At 55.6% G+C, this 20946-nt stretch carries 22 protein-coding genes; 13 read left to right on the forward strand and 9 right to left on the reverse strand.

Going from position 1 to position 20946, the window contains the following annotated elements:
• From TA5113_RS04550 to TA5113_RS04560, 3 genes are all read left to right on the forward strand, one after another.
• A partial coding sequence (locus tag TA5113_RS04550) for an ABC transporter permease (protein ID WP_106686079.1) occupies positions 1–820 on the forward strand: 820 nt, incomplete at its 5' end.
• Positions 821–822: 2 nt separating this feature from the next.
• On the forward strand, positions 823–1740 hold the full coding sequence (locus TA5113_RS04555; RefSeq protein ID WP_058315189.1) for an ABC transporter permease: 918 nt from the start codon (positions 823–825) through the stop codon (positions 1738–1740).
• 1 nt (position 1741) lies between these two features.
• The gene (locus tag TA5113_RS04560; RefSeq protein WP_058315190.1) at positions 1742–3436 is read left to right on the forward strand and encodes an ABC transporter ATP-binding protein; all 1695 of its coding nucleotides are present in this window, start codon (positions 1742–1744) and stop codon (positions 3434–3436) included.
• A gap of 48 nt (positions 3437–3484) precedes the next feature.
• Here TA5113_RS04560 and TA5113_RS04565 read toward each other — a convergent pair whose 3' ends face one another.
• Positions 3485–4081: a TetR/AcrR family transcriptional regulator gene (locus TA5113_RS04565; RefSeq protein ID WP_058315191.1), complete on the reverse strand. Its 597-nt coding sequence runs from the start codon at positions 4079–4081 to the stop codon at positions 3485–3487.
• A 398-nt stretch (positions 4082–4479) separates the two neighbouring features.
• On the opposite strand from TA5113_RS04565, the gene TA5113_RS04570 reads away from it, so the two are divergent.
• The 5 genes from TA5113_RS04570 to TA5113_RS04590 all read left to right on the forward strand — a co-directional run bounded on the left by TA5113_RS04570 (position 4480) and on the right by TA5113_RS04590 (position 9591).
• Entirely contained in the window at positions 4480–5676 is a 1197-nt protein-coding gene (locus TA5113_RS04570) for an ABC transporter substrate-binding protein (protein ID WP_058315192.1), read from the forward strand.
• A gap of 111 nt (positions 5677–5787) precedes the next feature.
• Entirely contained in the window at positions 5788–6573 is a 786-nt protein-coding gene (locus tag TA5113_RS04575) for an ABC transporter ATP-binding protein (RefSeq protein WP_058315193.1), read from the forward strand.
• The gene (locus tag TA5113_RS04580; protein WP_058315194.1) at positions 6570–7277 is read left to right on the forward strand and encodes an ABC transporter ATP-binding protein; all 708 of its coding nucleotides are present in this window, start codon (positions 6570–6572) and stop codon (positions 7275–7277) included. Before TA5113_RS04575 ends, TA5113_RS04580 begins: the two co-directional genes overlap by 4 nt.
• 2 nt (positions 7278–7279) lie before the next feature.
• The gene (locus tag TA5113_RS04585) at positions 7280–8293 is read left to right on the forward strand and encodes a branched-chain amino acid ABC transporter permease (RefSeq protein ID WP_058315195.1); all 1014 of its coding nucleotides are present in this window, start codon (positions 7280–7282) and stop codon (positions 8291–8293) included.
• Entirely contained in the window at positions 8290–9591 is a 1302-nt protein-coding gene (locus TA5113_RS04590) for a branched-chain amino acid ABC transporter permease (protein ID WP_058315196.1), read from the forward strand. The genes TA5113_RS04585 and TA5113_RS04590 overlap by 4 nt, the downstream gene beginning before the upstream one ends.
• 77 nt (positions 9592–9668) lie before the next feature.
• On the opposite strand, the gene TA5113_RS04595 is transcribed toward TA5113_RS04590, so the two are convergent.
• The gene (locus tag TA5113_RS04595) at positions 9669–10295 is read right to left on the reverse strand and encodes a TetR family transcriptional regulator C-terminal domain-containing protein (protein WP_058315197.1); all 627 of its coding nucleotides are present in this window, start codon (positions 10293–10295) and stop codon (positions 9669–9671) included.
• A 334-nt stretch (positions 10296–10629) separates the two neighbouring features.
• Complete coding sequence (locus TA5113_RS16890; protein WP_165589381.1) at positions 10630–10803, reverse strand: hypothetical protein; 174 nt, start codon at positions 10801–10803, stop codon at positions 10630–10632.
• Between the two features lie 423 nt (positions 10804–11226).
• On the opposite strand from TA5113_RS16890, the gene TA5113_RS04600 reads away from it, so the two are divergent.
• Positions 11227–11430: a dodecin family protein gene (locus TA5113_RS04600; RefSeq protein WP_058315198.1), complete on the forward strand. Its 204-nt coding sequence runs from the start codon at positions 11227–11229 to the stop codon at positions 11428–11430.
• 84 nt (positions 11431–11514) lie between these two features.
• On the forward strand, positions 11515–11979 hold the full coding sequence (locus TA5113_RS04605; RefSeq protein WP_058315199.1) for a HugZ family pyridoxamine 5'-phosphate oxidase: 465 nt from the start codon (positions 11515–11517) through the stop codon (positions 11977–11979).
• A gap of 87 nt (positions 11980–12066) precedes the next feature.
• Here the strand turns inward: TA5113_RS04605 and TA5113_RS04610 are convergent, their stop codons facing one another.
• Positions 12067–12303 (reverse strand): HP1242/YdcH family protein, encoded by a 237-nt coding sequence (locus TA5113_RS04610; RefSeq protein WP_058315200.1) that lies wholly within the window; start codon positions 12301–12303, stop codon positions 12067–12069.
• Between the two features lie 152 nt (positions 12304–12455).
• On the opposite strand from TA5113_RS04610, the gene TA5113_RS04615 reads away from it, so the two are divergent.
• Positions 12456–12977: an REP-associated tyrosine transposase gene (locus TA5113_RS04615; protein ID WP_058315201.1), complete on the forward strand. Its 522-nt coding sequence runs from the start codon at positions 12456–12458 to the stop codon at positions 12975–12977.
• 156 nt (positions 12978–13133) lie between these two features.
• Here the strand turns inward: TA5113_RS04615 and TA5113_RS04620 are convergent, their stop codons facing one another.
• From TA5113_RS04620 to TA5113_RS04640, 5 genes are all read right to left on the reverse strand, one after another.
• Positions 13134–13877 (reverse strand): DUF4145 domain-containing protein, encoded by a 744-nt coding sequence (locus tag TA5113_RS04620; protein WP_082625884.1) that lies wholly within the window; start codon positions 13875–13877, stop codon positions 13134–13136.
• A 193-nt stretch (positions 13878–14070) separates the two neighbouring features.
• The gene (gene ettA, locus TA5113_RS04625) at positions 14071–15726 is read right to left on the reverse strand and encodes an energy-dependent translational throttle protein EttA (RefSeq protein ID WP_058315202.1); all 1656 of its coding nucleotides are present in this window, start codon (positions 15724–15726) and stop codon (positions 14071–14073) included.
• A gap of 119 nt (positions 15727–15845) precedes the next feature.
• Complete coding sequence (locus TA5113_RS04630) at positions 15846–16790, reverse strand: hypothetical protein (protein WP_131726467.1); 945 nt, start codon at positions 16788–16790, stop codon at positions 15846–15848.
• Positions 16791–17212: 422 nt separating this feature from the next.
• Positions 17213–17596: a DUF1353 domain-containing protein gene (locus tag TA5113_RS04635; RefSeq protein ID WP_058315204.1), complete on the reverse strand. Its 384-nt coding sequence runs from the start codon at positions 17594–17596 to the stop codon at positions 17213–17215.
• 139 nt (positions 17597–17735) lie between these two features.
• Positions 17736–18620, reverse strand: coding sequence for a bifunctional helix-turn-helix transcriptional regulator/GNAT family N-acetyltransferase (locus TA5113_RS04640; protein ID WP_058315205.1), 885 nt, complete (start codon positions 18618–18620; stop codon positions 17736–17738).
• Positions 18621–18705: 85 nt separating this feature from the next.
• On the opposite strand from TA5113_RS04640, the gene TA5113_RS04645 reads away from it, so the two are divergent.
• Together TA5113_RS04645 and dacB are read left to right on the forward strand one after the other, a co-directional pair.
• A complete protein-coding gene (locus TA5113_RS04645; RefSeq protein WP_082625885.1) occupies positions 18706–19341 on the forward strand; it encodes a nicotinate-nucleotide adenylyltransferase in 636 nt (211 codons plus the stop codon).
• A gap of 84 nt (positions 19342–19425) precedes the next feature.
• Positions 19426–20916, forward strand: a complete 1491-nt coding sequence (dacB, locus tag TA5113_RS04650) for a D-alanyl-D-alanine carboxypeptidase/D-alanyl-D-alanine endopeptidase (protein WP_058315778.1) — start codon at positions 19426–19428, stop codon at positions 20914–20916.
• Positions 20917–20946 lie beyond the last annotated feature (30 nt).

The raw sequence follows: 20946 nt of genomic DNA on the forward strand, positions 1-20946 counted from the left end.
GGTTCTGGGCCTGAACGACCCGTTCCTGGTGCAATATTGGAATTTCATCACTGGCGCATTGCAAGGCGATGTCGGCGTAAGTTTCCGCCAAGGCCGTCCGGCGCTGGACATCATCCTTGAACGCCTGCCTGCGACGTTGGAACTGGCGATGGTCTCGGCCATCTTCGCCATGGTGCTGGGGATCGTTTTGGGGATCTACACGGCGATCAATCGCAAAGGCGCGATCACCAACTTCATCCTGACGACGTCACTCATTGGCGTGTCGCTGCCCACCTTCCTGATCGGTATCCTGTTGATCTACGTCTTTGCGGTCGAGCTGAAATGGCTCCCGAGTTTTGGACGTGGCGAAACCGTTGATTTGGGTTGGTGGACCACCGGTTTGCTGACGGCCTCAGGGCTTAAGTCACTGATTTTACCGTCGATTACGCTGGGTCTTTATCAAATGACCCTGATCATGCGGCTTGTCAGATCGGAAATGTCCGAGGTGCTGCGCCAAGACTATATCCGCTTTGCCCGTGCACGGGGCCTCAGCGAGCGGGCCATCAACTTCCGCCATGCGGTCAAGAACACGTTGATCCCGGTGATCACCGTTGCCGGTCTGCAAATCGGGTCGATCATTGCCTTCTCCATCATCACTGAAACGGTCTTCCAATGGCCGGGCGTTGGCTTGCTCTTTATCGACTCCGTTCAGTTCGTCGATATCCCCGTGATGGCCAGCTATTTGATGATGATCTCTGTGATGTTCGTCGCAATCAACTTCCTCGTGGACATGCTCTACTTGGCAATCGACCCGCGTCTGCGGGAAGGGAAGGGGACGTAGTCATGGATATGATCAAACGCGCTCTGGACAGCGATCTCTTCTATTCCTTCCGCCGCACGCCGGTGGCGGTGGTATCCGCAATTGTCGCGCTCTCGCTCATCCTGTCAGCGGTCTTTGCACCTTTATTAGCGCCGTTTAATCCGTTTGACCCTAGTTCATTGAACTTGATGAACGGCTTTTCGGCACCCATGGAGCCAAACGCCTTTACCGGTGACAGCTTTATTATGGGCACGGATGACCAAGGTCGGGACGTTCTGTCGACCATCCTTTACGGCATGCGGATTTCGCTTTTTGTTGGGGTGCTTGCGGTTCTCTTCGCGCTGCTCATCGGCGTGGTGCTGGGATTGGTGGCCGCCTATGCGGGTGGCCGCACCGATGCAATCATCATGCGGATCGCAGATGTGCAGCTGACGTTCCCTTCCATTCTGGTGGCCATGCTGATCTTTGGCATCGCGAAGGGCTTCACCCCGATCCATCTGCGCGATCAGATGGCGATTTGGGTGCTGATTGTCTCTATCGGCCTGTCTGACTGGGTACAATTTGCCCGCGTCGTGCGCGGTGCCGCTTTGGTGGAAAAGAAGAAAGAATATGTTGAAGCCGCAATCCTGATTGGCCGTGGTCCAATCGCGATCATCTTCAAACATATTCTGCCCAACGTGCTCAGCCCGGTTTTGGTCATCGCGACCATCTCTCTGGCCCTGGCCATTATCGCTGAGGCGACCCTGTCGTTCCTTGGTGTTGGCGCGCCACCAACGCAGCCGTCTTTGGGCACACTCATCCGTATCGGGCAGGGCTTCCTGTTCTCTGGCGAGTGGTGGATCCTCTTCTTCCCAGCGGTAACGCTTCTGATGCTGGCGCTTTCGGTCAACCTGTTGGGTGACTGGCTGCGTGACGCGCTTAACCCGAAATTGGATGACTGATATGGCGTTACTCGACATCAAAAACATGCTCGTCGAATTTCCGGGGCGGCACGGCACATTCCAAGCGGTCAAAGACGTGAGTCTTGAGGTGGCAGAAGGAGAAATCCTTGGCCTCGTCGGGGAATCCGGTGCTGGGAAATCCACTGTGGGCAACGCGGTTCTCAACCTGCTGCAAGCGCCCGGGCGTCTGTCCTCTGGTGAAGTCTGGCTCAACGGTGAACGGATCGATCAACTAGACAAATCCATGTTCCGCACCATCCGCGGCAAACGGATTTCCATGATCTTCCAAGACCCGATGACCTCGCTCAACCCGATCGAGACCATCGAGTTCCAGCTGGTAGAAACCATTCTCACGCACATGGATATCAGCCGGTCCGAGGCGGAAAAACGTGCCGTTGACCTGCTAGAACAGGTGGGCATCCCGGATGCACCCAAGCGGATCAAACAATACCCGCACCAATTCTCGGGCGGCATGCGGCAGCGGGTGGTGATTGCGCTGGCTCTGTCTGTGGAGCCGGAATTGATCATTGCCGATGAGCCAACCACAGCTCTGGATGTGACCATTCAGGCGCAAATCCTTGAGCTGATCAAAGACCTCTGCAAAAGCCGTAACCTTGGCGTGATCCTTGTGACCCACGACATGGGTGTGATTGCGGAAACCGCAGACAGGGTGGCGGTCATGTATAAAGGTGCGCTGATCGAGGTGGGCGAAACCCAGCAGATCCTGCGTGACCCGAAAGAGCCATACACCCAGTCACTGATCGCAGCCGTGCCGCCATCTAATATCAAGATCCACCGCTTCCCGAAGGTGGCTTTGGCTGAAAGCGATGGCTCGGCTCTTCAGGACTTTGATCTGAAAGGCCATTGGCTGGCATCTGGCGAAGCCCATGATCCAAAGGGCGGCACGTTGCTCGAGGTCAAAAACCTCAGCAAGCGCTTCTTGGTTCAGGGCGCGTTCCTTGAACGCAATCGCACCTATGTGGACGCGATCAAATCCATCAGCTTTGACGTAAAAGCGGGGGAGACTTTTGGCCTTGTGGGCGAAAGTGGCTCGGGCAAATCCACAGTGGCGCGGGTCATCACCGGCATCCATCCCGCCACCAGCGGCGAGATGCGCTTTGCGGGCAAAGACCTGACTGGCAAATCTGGCAAACAAGAAGCCATTGCAGCCCGCCAGGACATCCAGATGGTGTTCCAAGATCCCTATTCATCGCTCAACGGGCGCATGAAAATCGGGTCTATCGTGGCAGAGCCGATGATCGTGAACAAACTCACCTCCGGGGCAGAGGAGCGTAATGAAATCGTTGCGGACCTGTTGGAACTGGTGGGTCTAGGGAAGGACGCGGCACGCAAATATCCGCATGAATTCTCAGGCGGTCAGCGTCAGCGGATTTCCATCGCGCGCGCCTTGGCAACACGGCCACGCTTCTTGATCTGTGACGAGCCGACATCTGCACTGGATGTGTCGATTCAGGCCCAAATCCTGAACTTGCTTAAGGATCTGCAAGAAGAGCTGAACCTGACGCTTCTTTTCATCTCTCATGACCTGCCTGTCATCCGTCAGATGTGTGACCGCATCGGCGTGATGCAGTTTGGCGAGTTGCTGGAAGTGAATGAGACCGAGAAGATCTTTGAAGCTCCAGAACACGCCTACACGCAGCGACTGGTCAGTCAGATGCCAAAGTTCATGAAATAAAAGAGGGGCCTTCTAAGGCCCCTTTTCCTTTGCAACCGGCCCGGTGGCTTATAGCGCCCGACTGCCGTTGATCACCAAATCTGAAACCAAATCCGCATACTTCGCCCGGGCCGCCGGCTCCACCTGTTTGTTCCACATGGCATAGGAGTTCAGCATGCCAAACACCGACATAGAGGTGGCGCGCAGTTTGGATTTGTTGTTCTCAAAGGCCTGAGGTGAAATCTCCAAAAGGATTTCATTCAACGCCCGCACAATCTCGCGCTGATAATTTTTCAACGTTACCTGCTGCTCTTCTGGCAGCAACGGAACGCCTTCCGCCTGAATTTGGTGCTCGGCTTCCATCACTTGATAAGCTGACAGTGTTGCACGGGTGAAAGCTTGTAGCCGTTCTTCCGGCGAGACGCCCTCTGCTTGGATCGAAAGCAGATTGTCCCGTAGCGCCGAGAGATACGTGTTCAGAATATCAAAGAGCAGCGCGTCTTTGCCGGGGTAGTAATGATAGATATTGGCTTTAGAGATTCCACAAGCTGAAGCGACCTGTGCCATGGAAGAACGGGCATAGCCTTCGCGCGCAAAAACCCCTGCGGCGGTCTTGAGAATATGCAACCGTTTCTGGTCGTGGTCTTTCGCAACCGTTCTGGCCAATTTGGTTCCTTCCGCGCATCAGGGTCGCGATTGACGTTAGGTCATCTCTGCGCGGTGTCCCGATTGCGACACTTCATAAGACTTTCCGCGCTGCAGCGCTAGCCCATCTCCCACGCAAGAATCGTCTTGGCAACGTCCTGAGGGATTGGTTGATTGAGAAATTTTTCGATCATTTCCGCCAAATCAAGCAGGATTTACGCAGTGGGTTCGGAAAATTTCCAATTTTTGACATCTGCGTGGGAAAATTTCTAGTGAGCCATGGTCGTCGTTGGGCTTAATGCAAAAATTTCCGTTATTTTGGAAACCATCGTTTTTTGTGATGTTGTACTCTTCCCAAACGAATGGGTCCGCTCTAACCTCTCCTGCAGGACAAAGTTCCAACTGGGAGAAATACTAAGATGAAAAAATTCCTTCTGACTTCAGCAGCAGCTTCTTTGGTTGCAGGTTCTGCCTTCGCGGGCGGCCACGGGGATGAAGTAAAAGTAGGTTTGATGCTGGGCTTCTCTGGCCCTGCTGAATCCTATGCGCCACCAATGGCGGGCGGTGCCCGTGCAGCAGTCGCAGAGATCGCGGAAAGCGGCCTGTTCCTGGGTGGCAAGAAACTGACACTGGTGGAAGGTGACTCCACCTGTGCGGATGCGGCGATCGCGACATCTGTTGCAGAGCGTTTCGTAACCTCTGACGGCGTTTCCGGCATCATCGGTGCTCTGTGCTCCGGCGCAACCACTGCGGCGCTGCAAAACGTTGCGGTTCCAAACGGCATGGTGATGATCTCTCCATCCGCGACATCGCCAGCGCTGTCCACAATCGAGGACAACGGCCTGTTCTTCCGCGCGACACCATCTGACGCCCGTCAGGGTGCTGTGATGGCAGAGCTGCTCCTCAGCGAGGGCGTGGAGTCCGTTGCTGTGACCTACACAAACAACGACTACGGCAAAGGCCTGGCTGACGCGTTTGAAGCGAACTTCACCGCTGGTGGCGGCGAAGTGACCATCAACGCATCTCACGAAGATGGCAAAGGCGACTACTCTGCGGAAGTTGGTGCTTTGGCATCCGCTGGCGGTGACCGTCTGGTTGTTGTTGGTTATGCGGACCAAGGTGGTAAAGGCATCATCCAAGGTGCTCTGGACACAGGCGCGTTTGACCTGTTCCACTTGCCTGACGCGATGGTTGGCTTCGCAACAGAAGCGAACTTCGGTTCTGATCTGGACGGCTCTATGGGCCAGGTTCCAGGCACAGACGCACCTGGCGGCGACCTGTTCGTGCCAATCGGTGAAGCAAACGGCTTTGACGCCACGGCTCCGTTCTCTCCAGAGTCTTATGACGCAGCAGCAATCCTGCTTCTGGCGATGCAAGCGGCGGGTTCCAACGACCCAGCGGTCTACAAAGACAAAATGTTTGACGTTGCAAACGCTCCGGGCGAGCAGATCTTCCCAGGTGAACTGGCGAAAGCCCTGCAAATCCTGGCAGACGGCGGCGAGATCGACCTGGTCGGTGCATCCGCTGTTGAGCTGATCGAGCCAGGCGAAGCGTCCGGTTCCTACCGCGTGATCAAAACCGTAAACGGTAAACAAGAAACTGTCGGCTACCGCTAAGTCGACCTTTCACGGAAAAGCCCGGAAGCGATCCTTCCGGGCTTTTTCAAATTATCCCCCAGCTAACACTAAGAACTTAGAGGGGGAGAACATTCACATGGGACATAAACGATGATCGAAGTGCGTGACCTTCACATGCATTTCGGCGGCTTTCGCGCTGTCGATGGGGCTTCACTGACCATCGAACGGGGAACCATTACGGGTCTGATTGGCCCGAATGGCGCGGGAAAGACGTCGTTATTCAACTGTATCGCCGGCGTTCTGACACCCACAAGCGGCACTGTGCTGTTTGATGGGGAGGACATCACCGGTCTGAAACCACATAACCTATTTCACAAAGGCATTCTGCGAACCTTCCAGATTGCCCATGAATTCCACTCCATGACCTGTCGCGAGAACCTGATGATGGTGCCTGCAGGTCAAACCGGCGAGACGCTTTGGAACACATGGTTCGGGCGCAAACGCATTGCTGACGAAGAACGGGCATTGCGGGCAAAAGCCGATGAGGTGCTGGAATTCCTGACCATCGAACACATCGCTGACCTTAAGGCAGGCAACGTGTCTGGTGGCCAGAAAAAGCTGCTGGAACTTGGCCGCACCATGATGGTGGACGCCGAAATGGTGTTTCTGGATGAAGTCGGCGCGGGTGTGAACCGCACGCTGCTTTACACGATTGGCGACGCCATTAAACGCCTGAATGTCGAGCGTGGCTACACGTTCTGCATGATCGAACACGACATGGATTTCATTAAACAGCTTTGCGACCCCGTCATCGTGATGGCGCAAGGCTCGGTCATGGCCACAGGCACAGCCGATGAGATCATGTCCAATGAAGCCGTGATCGAGGCCTACTTGGGCACCGGCGTCAAAAACAAGAAGAAGGAGGGCGCAAAATGAGCTTCCTCTCTGCCACCAATATGACCGGTGGATATGGCGCTGGGCCGGACATCTTGCATGATCTGGAACTCTCGGTCGACAAGGGCGAGATCGCCGTGATCGTGGGCCCGAACGGCGCTGGTAAATCGACCGGAATGAAGGCTGTTTTTGGCATGCTGAACCTGCGTGAAGGCGCAGTAAAGCTCGATGGCACCGACATTACTGGTCTTTCCCCGCAAGAGCGCGTGCATAAGGGCATGGGGTTTGTCCCACAGGTTCGGAATATCTTCCCAACCATGTCCGTGCGCGAGAACCTGGAAATGGGCGCGTTCATCCGTGACGATGACTTTGAGCCGACCATTGAACAGGTCTACGAGCTCTTCCCAGCGGTCTATGAAAAACGCAACCAAAACGCGGGCGAGCTTTCTGGTGGTCAACGCCAACAGGTCGCCGTAGGTCGCGCGCTCATGACACAGCCGAAACTCCTGATGCTGGACGAACCCACCGCGGGTGTGTCGCCCATCGTGATGGACGAGCTGTTTGACCGTATCATCGAGGTCGCCAAGACCGGCATTTCCATCCTGATGGTGGAACAGAATGCCCGTCAGGCGCTTGAAATCGCAGATAAAGGCTATGTGCTCGTTCAGGGTCGCAACGCCTATACGGACACCGGGGAAGCGCTTTTGGCCGACCCTGAAGTGCGCCGTACATTCTTGGGAGGGTGATCATGGTCGACATTCTCAACGCATTGGTGGCTTTCACCAACTTTGTCATTATCCCCGCGTCGGCTTATGGCGCTCAGCTCGCCATTGGCGCGCTGGGGGTCACGCTGATCTACGGGATCCTGCGTTTCTCTAACTTTGCCCATGGCGAGACCATGGCCTTTGGCACCATGGTTGTGCTGTTGGTCACTGGGCTGTTCCAAAGCTGGGGCATTTCCTTGGGGCCGTTGCCAACTGCCTTGCTGGCGTTGCCCTTCGGTATTCTCGGGGCCTCAGCCTTGGTGCTGTTCACAGACCGCACGGTTTACAAGTTCTACCGTCGTGTGAAAGCCGCGCCCGTTATGCTGGTGATCGTTTCAATGGGTGTGATGTTCATGATGAACGGCATCATCCGTATGATCGTGGGCACCGACGACCGCCGATTTGCTGATGGTGAACGTTTCATCATCCGGGCACGGGACTTCAAAGAGATGACAGGCCTGTCAGAAGGTCTTGCTCTGCGGACCACGCAGGTGCTGACCATTGTGGTCGCGATTGCCACCGTGGCGCTACTGTTCTGGTTCTTGAACAAGACTCGCACCGGTAAATCCATGCGTGCTTATTCAGACAACGAAGATCTGGCGCTGCTTTCTGGTATCAACCCAGAGCGTGTGGTGATGATCACATGGCTTGTGGTGGCTGCTTTGGCGACTGTTGCGGGTACGCTTTACGGTCTGGACAAAAGCTTTAAGCCTTTCGTCTACATGCAGCTCCTGTTGCCGATCTTTGCGTCCGCGATTGTCGGTGGCCTTGGCTCGCCCATTGGTGCCATCGCCGGTGGCTTTGTGATTGCCTTCTCTGAGGTGACGATCACCTACGCGTTCAAGAAAGTGGTGACCTATCTGGGGCCAGAGGGATGGAGGCCCGACGGGCTCGTCCAGCTGCTCTCCACGGATTACAAATTCGCGGTGTCCTTCGCCATTCTCATCATCGTTCTGCTGTTCAAGCCGACCGGTCTGTTTAAGGGGAAATCGGTATGACCATGTCACGTACTCCTATCTATTTCGCCATTATGGCCTGCCTCATCATTGGTGTGGGCATCTTTGAAAGCTGGAACAATGCGCTGTTTATCCTGAACTTCGGCCTGATCTCTGCGATCATGGCTTTGGGGGTGAACCTGCAATGGGGCTATGCGGGCCTGTTCAACGTGGGTGTTGTTGGCTTTGTCGCTTTGGGCGGCTTGTCCGTGGTGCTGACCTCTGTGTCCCCGGTCGGAGAGGCATGGGCCGCAGGCGGCATGCGCATCCTGATCTCGCTCTTGCTGGCGGTTGGCTTTATCGCGGGTGCAATCATAGGCTGGTCTCGCATCCCGAAGAACCTGCCGCGCGGGTTGATCACCGCCGTTTGGCTGATCATCGGCTTCTTCTCTTTCCGCGCGCTGTTTGATCCAGCCGTTGCGGCGATCGAAGCGGTGAACCCGGCCCAAACGGGCTTCTTGGGTGGCCTTGGCCTGCCAGTCCTTCTGGCATGGGCCGTTGGTGGCCTGATGGCTGCAGGTGTTGGCTGGCTGATTGGTAAGACTGCTTTGGGTCTGCGCTCTGACTATCTGGCCATTGCCACGCTTGGTATTGGTGAGATCATCATCGCGGTTCTTAAAAACGAAGACTGGCTGAGCCGCGGCGTGAAAAACGTCAACGGTCTGCCCCGTCCGGTGCCTTACGAGATCGACCTACAACAGTCCGAGACCTTCGTGGGCTGGATGGAGCGTCTTGGCGCTGATCCGGTGACCGGCTCCACCATCTTCGTGAAACTGCTTTATGCGGTGCTGTTCCTCTCTGTGATCATCCTGATCGTGACCCTGATGCAGCTGGCGCTGAACTCCCCTTGGGGCCGCATGATGCGCGCCATCCGGGACAATGAGACAGCGGCGGAAGCGATGGGCAAAGACGTGACCGCGCGCCACTTGCAGATCTTCGTGCTGGGCGCTGCGATCTGCGGCATTGCGGGTGCGATGATGACCACCCTGGATGGTCAGCTCACACCGGCGTCCTACCAACCGCTGCGCTTTACCTTCCTTGTGTGGGTGATGGTGATTGTCGGCGGGTCTGGCAACAACTGGGGCGCAGTTCTGGGTGGCATGTTCATCTGGTTCCTGTGGGTCGAGGTCGAACCGATCTCTATCTTCCTTGTGAACACACTGACCGCTGGCATGGATGCAACCCATCCGATCCGGGAAGGTCTGCTGGACCGCGTGGCCTATCTGCGCCCGCTGACCATGGGCCTGATCCTGCTGCTGGTTCTAAGGTTTAGCCCGCACGGGTTGCTGCCTGAGAAGTAAGTCAGGTTGGACAACGATTGAAAAAAGAAAGAGCGCCTGAAATGGGCGCTCTTTTTTGTTGGATTATCGGAACCCATTTACCCAGGCTGCAACGCCTTCCTAAACAGTGCCGTAAGGAACTCTGTCCCCTCAGTCAGAACCCGGTCCCCTTCACCAAGGAAGAGCTGCGTCTGCGCTTCAAAATCCGCGTAGTGCTGCGTCGTCGCCCAGATCGAGGTCAGCAAATGCCGCGCATCCACCTGCGCCAGCTGACCTGTATCAATCCATCCCTGAATGACGGCGATCTTGGCGTCAATCTGTGGTTTGATATCCACCTCAATGTGATCCAGAACCCGCGTGCCACCTTGAATAATCTCATTGGCAAAAAGCCGGCTTTCGCGCGGATACTTGCGGCTCATCTCCATCTTGCGTTCCACATAGGCCACGATTTCAGAGATCGGATCGCCATTTGGATCCAGCTCATCCAGCGGGTCCAGCCATCCGTCCAGAATGCGGTTCAGCAGCGTGACATAGATGTCTTCTTTGCCGGTGAAATAATACAGGATGTTGGGTTTAGAGAGCCCTGACGCTTCAGCGATCTGGTCAAGCGTGGCCCCACGGAATCCATATTGTGAAAATACATTCAGCCCCGCATCCGTAATCAGATCGCGATTGCGTTGTTGGATCCGGCTGAGCTTTTTTGGCTCAGTTTTTAGTTCGACCATCGGTCTATGCCCCCTCAAGAGCTTACAAACCTACTGGTCCGAAGCCCGTAGGTCCAGCATTTGCGTGGGTTAATTGCCAAAAAGAGGCATGCTTAGATGGGGCGGTCACTTTCGTAGGCAGGCACCGGAAACAGCAAAAGGCACCGCTGGGGGACGGTGCCTTTTGGATAATGACGACGTTCGGGTCACAGGGGAGGGACGGTCCCGGACCCGAACGTCTCATATGGGCGCATCTTAGGCGTGAATTGCCCCCCGGCGCCTTGGGATCAGCAATTGGAATTTGTGTAAGCGCTTGGGTAAGCGGATTTAGGAAACAGTCGAGTTTGTCTTAAGGCTAAGCGTCGTGACGCTTGCGTGTAGAGAGAGCCAGAAGGGTCAGGAGCGGAAGCGCGATTGAACAGAAGGCATAGGTTTGCAGCGCGGCCATGAAGCCAAAGCCAAGAACCAATTGCATCACCGCACCGGTGATACCAAGCAAGCTGCCAAAGAGAAACGTAACAATCGCCATGAAGAACTCCAGGTTCTGGAAGATTATCGCCGCTTCTGCAGGCTCAGGTCAATGTTGACTTACAAGAAGACTATCCAAATCAATTGGGGCGCGAATGTGACGCAAGATGGGCCACTTGGTGAATTTAGCAGATTTATGCGGACTCTCGTATGGCGGCTAAATCGAGGCCCAATCGGTGAACCGAAAGGGTTTGGGTTTGCGTTCTTGGTCCGGTAGCGGTGCAGGGTGCTTATTGGGTTTGGGCATAGGGCCTCCTCTCTCTGAAATAGACATGGGGGCGTGGGCCTTGCGCGGCCAGCAAGGTTACAGACATCTGGCAGTCATGTGAGGAAATGTGTGGGGAAAGCGGGCTGCACTGTCCCCGTGAAGCGTTGCCCTGACCTGCGTAGGGTCGGCGCATCACTTGATCCAATGGAGACTGCTATGTCTGTCGCACGCGTAACCGAAATTATCGCCTCTTCCCCAAAAAGCTTTGACGATGCTTTGGATGTGGGCGTGGCCCGCGCCACCAAGACGCTTAAGAATGTCACCGGCGCTTGGGTGCAGGACCAAAAGGCCGTGGTGGCGGGTGGCAAAATCACCGAATATCGGGTGACCCTGAAAGTGACCTTTGTGCTGGAAGACTAAGCACCAAGACGCTCCTCAATGTGGTTTTTGGGGTCATGACTTTGCATCCTTGGCTCAGTTTGCGCGAACTGATAGCCAGAAGTCATGACACCCAAAGATCCCTTTCGTCCTCTGGACGATGACGCCCGCGCCATGATCGCAGAGCTGATGACATCGAGCCACGCGGCCCTTGCGGTGACCCGAGAGGACGGCACGCCTTCCGTGACCCGCATAAGCTTAGCCGCGGATAAGGACAGCGCTCCTGTCACTTTAATCTCTGATTTATCTTTACATACAAAAGCTTTACGCAACGCGCCCGCCTGTGCGCTCTTGATCGGAGAACCGGGTGAAAAGGGCGATCCGCTGACCCATCCACGGCTGACCTTGCATTGTAAGGCGGCGTTTGTGGAGCAGGGGAGTGCGGCGCATGTTGCTTTGCGTGCGCATTACCTTGCGCAACGGCCCAAGGCGAAGCTCTATGTGGATTTCGCCGATTTCCACTTTGTGCGGTTTGAGGTGGTGGATGGCTTGCTGAATGCAGGGTTCGGCAAAGCCTATAAAATACCGTAGGGCAGGTGCTGCTCTGCGGGATTGCTCGGCAGCCATCTGGGAAGGGTGAATGTGCAAACCCGCCCTACGGTGTCTTTGAAAAGCGTCTTAGGCGGTGAGCATCCGGTAGATCTCATCCTTCAGAGCGGCCCGTTTCTTGCGCATCTCAATGGCATCCAGATCGCCGACCGGTTCCACATTGGTTTCCGCCCGATGCACGGCGCGGTTTAGTTCGTGGTAGTCATCCGCGAGCTTGGCAAAATGCGCGTCCGCCTGTTTGAGGTCGTGGATTTTTGTGACGTGTTCAGGAAATTCCGCCGCGAGTTCGTGTGGTGTGTGACCCATGATGCGTCTCCATTTTGGTGGTTATGGGGAGAGCGTATCGGGTTTGCGGGTTGGGTGATTTGATGGAGGTCAAATTGGTGAGGGAAATGTAGGCCGGGCTTCAGCCCGGCACCCGCAACATTTCATTAACCAAACCGCGGTCATCTTGGCGCATGTCCAACTACATCCGCCCCAAAATCCCCGGTGCGACAGTGTTCTGCACTGTCGTCTTGGCGCAGCGGGGATCGACGCTGTTAGTGGACCACATTGATATGCTGCGAGAGGCGGTGAAGGAGACACGCGACCAACGCCAATTTCAAATCGATGCATGGGTGGTCTTGCCGGACCACATGCATTTCGTTTGGACATTGCCGGAAGGGGATTGCGATTTGGGCGTGCGGGTTGGAGCGATGAAAGCGCGGTTTACAATGAAGCTCCGTAGGGCGGGCTTCAGCCCGCCAGCGACGTTGCCCGTCGTTCGAAACGGCAGATATGCCGGGCTGAAGCCCGGCCTACGCAAGACGAAACGAGAAAGCGCCCTCTGGCAACGCCGGTTTTGGGACCACCACATCCGCAATGACGCCGAATACCGCGCATATGTGCAGTATTGTCATATCAATCCGGTGAAACATGGGTTTGTGGAGCGCCCCGAAGATTGGCCATATTCCACGGTGCATTTGGAAAAAGAAATGTAGGCCGGGCTTCAGCCCGGCAATGATTGGTCAGATGTCGTGTCAATGCCGGGCTGAAGCCCGGCCTACGGTCGTTTGTTGCGTAGGGTGGGGTTTTACCCCACCGTTGCGAGAGGTTTGCGGCCGAGGATGGTGGGTTGGAAACCCACCCTACGGGTTTTAAGCGTCAGCATGCCCTTGTTTTTTGTCTGCATCCTTTTGTTCCGCGATCTGCATGACTTTTGCAAATCGCATTTTGCGCTTTTCGCGAGCGACATACCATTCATCAAAGAGCGTTTCGATAATTTCGATAAGTGCTTGGGCTTCATGCGGGTCTACATCAACAATAACGTTGATGTCTTTCTCCATGTGAGCTCCAATATTACCAATTTTTCTTAGTGCGTCGATTGCATCGATACTATCTTCAGTAACGCCTTTGGGAATGGTTCCTTGTTCAGTCCGCGATCTGAGCTCGTCAATTTCTTTGTACAGCGTGCCTTTGGTGATTCCGCAAAAGTCCCGGATCATTCCTTGAAGGCATCGGCGAGCTAACGTTGCAGACGCTTTAGGGCTTAGGTCCCGGATTTTACATGCCTCGCTGTAGTCCTCAACTAGCGCTCGTGGGATGTAATCGGGCTGAGGTTTTGCTTGGCTCTCCGGCAAAAGGCAAAATGACTTAAGAGTTTTTGGGTTTTGGGGAAGGTAGCATCTATAATTGCTTGCGCTATAGGCCGCTTCAATCAATTCTACGGTTAGTGTTGGCTTCTTGCATTCCGGGTTAGCGCAAGTGATTGCTGATCCCTTCAGACCGATAAATCCCCGATCAGTTTCAGTTACATCAAAGGCAAAACTATTCGAAGAAAAATTGCTGCCGTTTACAATTTGTGCATGGTTGCAATATCGGCAAATCCAGTTGTGTGCCATTGAAACTCCCATTTTTTCAAAAAAGGCGGCCCGAAGGCCGCCTCAAAATCTTACCGTGTAAACTTCTTGTGCTTCAAGCGCTTCGGCAGAACCGTCTTCGCGCCTTTGTGACGGGGTGCGCCCGCGTTTCGGATTTACCGAAACGCTCCCGCGCACTGCTTGAACCCAAACAGCAAGCCCAAGCCATTCACCCTTACCGGGTGAATTTCTTGTGCTTGAGACGTTTTGGTTCAAGCGCATCCGCCCCAAGCCTACGCTTCTTATCTTCTTCGTAGTCCTCAAAATTGCCCTCAAACCATTCCACATGCGCCTCGCCTTCAAAGGCCAGAATATGCGTGCAGATCCGGTCGAGGAAGAAACGGTCGTGGGAGATCACAACCGCGCAGCCCGCGAAATCGACCAGCGCGTCTTCCAAGGCGCGCAGGGTTTCCACGTCCAAGTCGTTGGTCGGCTCATCCAGCAGCAGTACGTTGCCGCCTTCTTTGAGCAGACGCGCCATGTGTACGCGGTTGCGCTCACCACCGGACAGCAGGTTCAGCGGTTTTTGCTGGTCGCCGCCTTTGAAGTTGAAGCTTGAACAGTACGCACGCGAGTTGACCTGCGCGTCGCCCAATTCGATGATCTCCGCCCCGCCGGAAATTGCTTCCCAGACGGTTTCTTTGTCGTTCAGATCATCGCGGCTCTGGTCGACATAGGACAGTTTCACCGTGTCGCCATAGGTGACAGAGCCGCCATCGGGCTGTTCCTGACCGGTCAGCATCTTAAAGAGCGTGGATTTACCGGCGCCGTTGGGGCCGATCACGCCGACAATGCCGCCCGGGGGCAGAGAGAACTCCAGCCCTTCGATCAGTTGCTTGTCGCCAAAGTGTTTGGACAGGCCTTCGACCTCGATCACCTTTGAACCCAGACGCGGTCCATTCGGGATAACGATCTGGGCGCGGCCGACCTTTTCGCGTTCGGACTGAGACGCCATCTCGTTATAGGCCGCAATACGCGCTTTGGATTTCGCCTGACGGGCCTTTTGACCCTGACGCATCCATTCGAGTTCGCGTTCCAGCGTTTTCTGCTTGGATTTGTCTTCGCGGGCTTCCTGCTCCAGACGTTTCGCCTTTTGCTCCAGCCAGCTGGAGTAGTTGCCTTCGTAAGGAATGCCGCGGCCACGGTCGAGTTCCAGAATCCAGCCGGTGATATCGTCAAGGAAATAGCGGTCGTGGGTCACACAGAGGATGGTGCCCTTATAATCGATCAGGTGCTGTTGCAGCCAAGCGATGGTTTCCGCGTCCAGGTGGTTGGTGGGTTCGTCCAAGAGCAGCATGTCTGGCGCTTCCAGCAGCAGCTTGCAGAGCGCCACGCGGCGCAGCTCACCACCGGAGAGATCAGCGATTTTCGCGTCATCTGGTGGGCAGCGCAGGGCTTCCATAGAGACATCCACCTGACTGTCCAAATCCCAAAGGTTCTGGGCGTCAATGTCGTCTTGCAGCTTGGCCATCTCCTCGGCAGTTTCGTCCGAGTAGTTCATCGCCAGCTCATTGTAGCGATCCAGAATGGCCTTTTTCTCGGCCACGCCCAGCATGACGTTTTCCCGCACGGTCAGGGTTTCATCGAGCTTTGGCTCCTGCGGCAGGTAGCCGACTTTCGCGCCTTCTGCAGACCAAGCCTCGCCGGTGAAATCCTTGTCCAATCCGGCCATGATTTTCATCAGCGTGGATTTACCCGCGCCGTTGACACCAACGACACCGATTTTCACGCCGGGCAGGAAGGAGAGGTGGATATTCTCAAAACATTTCTTGCCGCCGGGGTAGGTCTTGGAGACCCCCTGCATGTGATAGACGTACTGATAAGCTGCCATGTCGGGCTCCGGAAATTAGGGGATTCTGATGCGCGCGTGCGCGTTGGAGCGTGTGATAGCGGATGGGGTGGGGGATGGCAAATGGGGAGAAGTTGACGGAGAATTTCAGGGTTTCTTCTTTAGAGGCTGAAATGGTTGCGAAGCTTCTCAGGAATTCTCGTTGTTGGCTTCCCATATTCGATTCTGGTCTTCTGCCAATCTCCGTCCGGATCAAGATTAAGTCGATCCCGATTAAGAACTGAAAACAGACCTTCGCCAATTTTTGTTGGGGTAGCCCACTTAAGGGTGAGGCGATGCCCAAATTCGTTGACCGCACTGTCAGAACGGACAACTGCGACACCTGCGTGTTCCAAAACGATTTCTGGATTTCCTTCAGTTTGCAAACTCATAAAGGTTTCGCCATACGAGACTTTCAATTCACACAAAAAGCCATCCAGCAGATGGGAAAAGATGTTCTTACATGTATTCCACTTCGGAAATTCATTCGCATTGAATTGTAGTTTGCCACGCTGAAAAAGTTTAAAAATCAGTACGAGTAGTGTTTCGTTGATACTTTCCGAGTCGTGCGACAAAAAGCTTCTTCTTAAGTTTCCGTCAAGTTCATATCCGCCAGCTGGTAAAAACAATGGGTTATAAAAACTTCTGATTACTTCCGCTTCTTGCGGTCCGATTTTTCGTAGCACTTCGTTGTACGCCAAATAGCGAGCGTCAAATTTTGAGGAAGATTGGGACAGTAGCTGCGCCCACAACTCAAGAACATTGTCTTGCAGACTATCTTCGCAGGAGGCACCTTCCAGCCAATTCGACAAGTATTTTGTCGAAACGGGCTCTAATTTGAGGCCTTCTGTCTTTCTAATTTCTTCAGCCCTTTTCATCGCAATTGTTGCGGCTTCGGCACGTTGGATGCGAAATGAAGAAAGTTGGTCTTTAACCATGCCGAGAGGCTCTCCAACAACACCAATAGCGTCTGCAGCGTACTGGGCAATCTGCGAAACAGGGCCGAGGCCAGTTAGTTTAAGAGAAGTACCATTTCTTACGAATTCAAAGCTTGGCTGGTCTGTCAAATTTGCACCTAAGAATTTAGTTGAAGATAACTTTTTCAACCTCTTGTATGCTTGAGGAAAGGTCAAGCCCGGCACCGCCGGGCAGCGCCCGACCCTCCCCACGGGAGGGCGCTTCGCGCCGTCCCAGGGTCAGGCGCCGCCCTTTGTTGATAGGGTAGGGCTTTCAGCGGGAACTGGTTTTGGGTGCGCCGCCCTTTGTGGGGATGTCATCCAAAACAAAATGCGTAGGCCGGGCTTTAGCCCGGCTTTGCGACGTTGGCGTGGTGCGTGCGAGCACGCACCCTACGGGCGGTTCACATTCAAAATTGTAGGGTGCGTGATTTCACGCACCGATGCGCCAAACAAATCCGGATGGGTGCCGGGCTGAAGCCCGGCCTACGGTTGCGATGAGGGATGGTGGGGTTTTACCGCACCGCACCCCATCACCCGCGGTTCACCGTGGTTTTGCCAAAAATCCACCGAAAGAACCGGCGGCCCCGCATTCCCATATAAGCCAGCCATGTGCGCAATTTGTGGGCGTGCACGCTCAGCGCCGCTTCAAACCATTGGCTGTCCGCAAAAGCGCGGCGGTAGCCTTCTTCCAGCAGCCAGTCATGGATCAAAGCCGATTTCAGAAAGAACGGATCATCAGGATCAAACAGCCATGTGAGCCCCGGCGGCACCGAGCTTTCAAATTCGCGCCCCGGTGGGATCGTCAGGCTCCAGCCGCTTTGCTTTTTGCCGATGTCCCAGGTCATGGGTTTCACCGTAATCCAGCCGCGGTTGCCGCCCTTTTCGCACCATGAAATATCAGGAGGTTGGGTCATAATGAGGTCCTCTCGTGAAATTGGTTTTGATCAATCACGCAGAGGGTAGCCGAGCGGGGGCGGTTTTCAAAATTGGTGTGCGCTTGGTGGGGTGGAACCCCACCCTACGGCGCGGTTTTGATTTGCGTAGGGTGGGGTTTTACCCCACCGAAACGGCCTTCTCGAAAAACAAATCCGGGTAGGGGTCATCGTTAAAGCGCTCGATCTGGGTCCAGCCGGTTTTGCGATAAAGCTGTTCCGCTTCGGGCAGCGCGGAGTTTGTGTCCAGTCGCAGAGTTTTGATGCCCAAGTCGTTCGCGGCGGTCTCGCACTCCGCGAGCAAACGCTGTGCCAATCCCAAACCCCGCGCGGAGGGGCTGACCCAGAGCCGTTTGATCTCGGCGACGTCCGTGCCAACGCCCTTCAGCCCACAACAGCCCAGCGGCAGCCCGTCGGACATGGCCACATAGAAAGCGCCCAGTGGGGGCATCATATTCGCCGCTTCCGGGTCGCGGGAGAGGGAGACGTCAAAGCCGCGCTCAAACCGGGCTTCGAGTTCGTCATAGTAGCTTTGCAGGCAATAGAGGCTGTCGGTTGCGCGGGGATCCATTTCCTGGATGGTGACCTTGTCGCGGCCAAAGGCGGTGGCGATCAGGTCCATTGCTTGGAGCAGATGGCCGGTGTGTGGGTGGCCTTCGAGCAGATCTGCAGCGTGGTGATCAGAGAGCGCGTCATAGGCGTCAAACTCGGCGCGGCCCTTATCCGTCAGGTCCGCATGGCGCTTGCGGGCGTCTTGGCTGTCAGTGCGGAAGGTGATCAGGCCTTCCGCTTCCAACCCCTTTAACATGCGGCTAAGGACCGCTTTGTCTAAGCCAAGTTGGGTGCGGATCACGGCGATGTCGCTGCCGTAATGGCCGATGGCGTGGATGACACGGGCGACACCGAGGGGACGGCCGCGACCCAGAAATGAGCTGTCCAAAACCCCCAACGCGGCGGTGACGGCGCGGTTAAAGCGCCTAATCCGTTGAATATCATGATCTTTCATATTGTTGACATAAGTCAACCATATTGCACCTGTCAAGCGGGATTAGGGCTGGACAATTTTGGGCCGTACACTTTTATTGCCGCCCATGGTGAGTGGGATCCGAAAACGCGTGACGTATCTAGAGCCGGGCATGACCGTTGGTCTGCTGGGGGGGTCGTTTGATCCGCCCCATGCGGGGCATGTGCATATCACGCTGGAGGCGCTGAAACGGTTCAATCTGGATCGGGTGTGGTGGCTTGTGAGCCCGGGGAACCCGCTGAAAGAACGTGGTCCTGCGGCGATTGCCAAGCGGATGCGCGCGGCCGAAGAGATCATGCAGCACCCCAAGGTCACGGTCAGCGACTTTGAGGCGCGCGCAGGCACACGCTACACCGCGGAAACCATTGCGCGGTTGAAGCTGAACTATCCCGGTGTGCGGTTTGTCTGGCTGATGGGGGCCGATAATCTGGCGCAGTTTCATCTTTGGAAAGACTGGCGCGTTATTATGGACACGGTTCCCGTGGGCGTCTTGGCGCGACCCGGGGACCGGATGGCGGCACGCACTGGTAAGGCAGCGGATGTTTATCGCGACTATAAAATTCCGGGGCGGCACAGCCAGACATTGGCCAATCGTGCAGCACCCGCTTGGTGTTTCACCAATGTGCCCATGAGCAGCCTAAGCTCGACACAGTTGCGCGCGGCGGGCGCGTGGCCTGCGGCGGGTCGCTCGGAAACAAAGTAAACACGCGATCATGATCGTTGAATTTTCGGTGACAAAGGGGGCTTGGCGCTTGCCAATCTGCGCCGGAATCGTACAGTCGCGGTTATGTCAAAACGCCTTTCTCGACGCAGCCTTCTTGCTGGGCTGACCAGTTTGACCGCATTGCCGGTCTGGGCAAATCCGCCGACAAGTTCTTTGCGACCAAAGTTGCGTCCATCGAGCTTTGCGAAAGATGCTTTGGCGACACCGCAAGATCTGATTGACGCGGCCAAGCTGCGGGGCAATGTGAGCTTTGCGGTTGCTGAATTGGGCACGGGGCGTTTGCTGGAAAGCGAAGGGGACACCACGGCGTTGCCCCCGGCCAGCGTGTCAAAGGCCGTCACCGCTCTTTATGCGTTAGACACTTTAGGTGCGGATCATCGCTTTGAAACGCGAGTTGTGGCCATGGGGCCGATTGAAGCGGGTGTTCTAAAAGGGGACTTGGCGCTTGTTGGTGGAGCGGACCCGACCTTGAATACCGATGGCGTTGCCGCCCTAGCGAAGGCGCTTGCGCAGACAGGTTTGAAACGTGTCGAAGGACGTTTCGTGGTTTACGGCGGAGCGCTTCCTTTTGTGGAAGCGATTGACCCGGGCCAGCCCCGCCATGTGGGGTATGCGACCGCCGTGTCTGGCATCTGTCTGAATTTCAACCGCGTCTATTTCGACTGGAAGCGGGTTGGAGATGGTTTTCAGACCTCGATGGAAGCGCGCAGCGAAAAGCATCGGCCAAAGGTCAGAGTGGCGCAGGTGACCCTAAGCCCGCGCAAATCTCCGGTGTTTGATTATGCCAATGTGAATGGGGTGGATCAGTGGTCCGTCTCTCGTGCTGCATTGAATAAGGAAGGTGGCCGTTGGCTGCCCATGCGCCAGCCTGAAGTCTATGCCGGCGAAGTGTTCCGCGCTTTGGCGTCGGCTCAGGGCGTGTCTATGCCCGCGCCTGAGAAGACCACCAGCCAACCGAAAGGCGCGGTATTGGCTTCGCAAAAGAGCGCGCCACTTGTCACCATACTGAAAGGCATGCTGCGCTACTCCACCAATATCACCGCAGAGATGGTTGGCTTGTCAGCCACCAAAGCGCGCGGCACCTATCCCGCGTCCCTGCGCGCCTCAGGAAGGGCGATGGAGGTTTGGGCCAAAGAGGAACTGGGCATCACCGGTGCTAAGTTCGTGGATCACTCGGGCCTTGGGGACCGCTCGCGTATTCAGGCCAAGGAACTGGCCAAAGCGCTGGCGATTTTGAACCAAAAGGCCCAAATCCACCCGATCTTGCGCGGCTTTACCATGCGCGATGACAACGGGCGGCCTATCAAAAACCATCCGGTTGCAGTGCAGGCAAAAACAGGCACCTTGAACTTTGTGTCAGGCTTGGCGGGTTACTTGCAAGCGCCGTCTGGCCAAGAGCTGGCCTTTGCAATCTTCGCTGCAGATACGGATACCCGTGCGAGTCTGAGCCGGGCACAGCGCGATCGACCCAAAGGCGCGCGCAGCTGGAATGCGCGGGCGAAGCGGCTTCAGCAAGCGCTGATTGAGCGTTGGGCGACGTTGTTTGGTTCTTAGACCTTAGCGCTATTTTCCAAACGGGATGCG

The sequence above is a fragment of the Cognatishimia activa genome (genome assembly GCF_001458335.1).
GTDB lineage: Bacteria > Pseudomonadota > Alphaproteobacteria > Rhodobacterales > Rhodobacteraceae > Cognatishimia > Cognatishimia activa.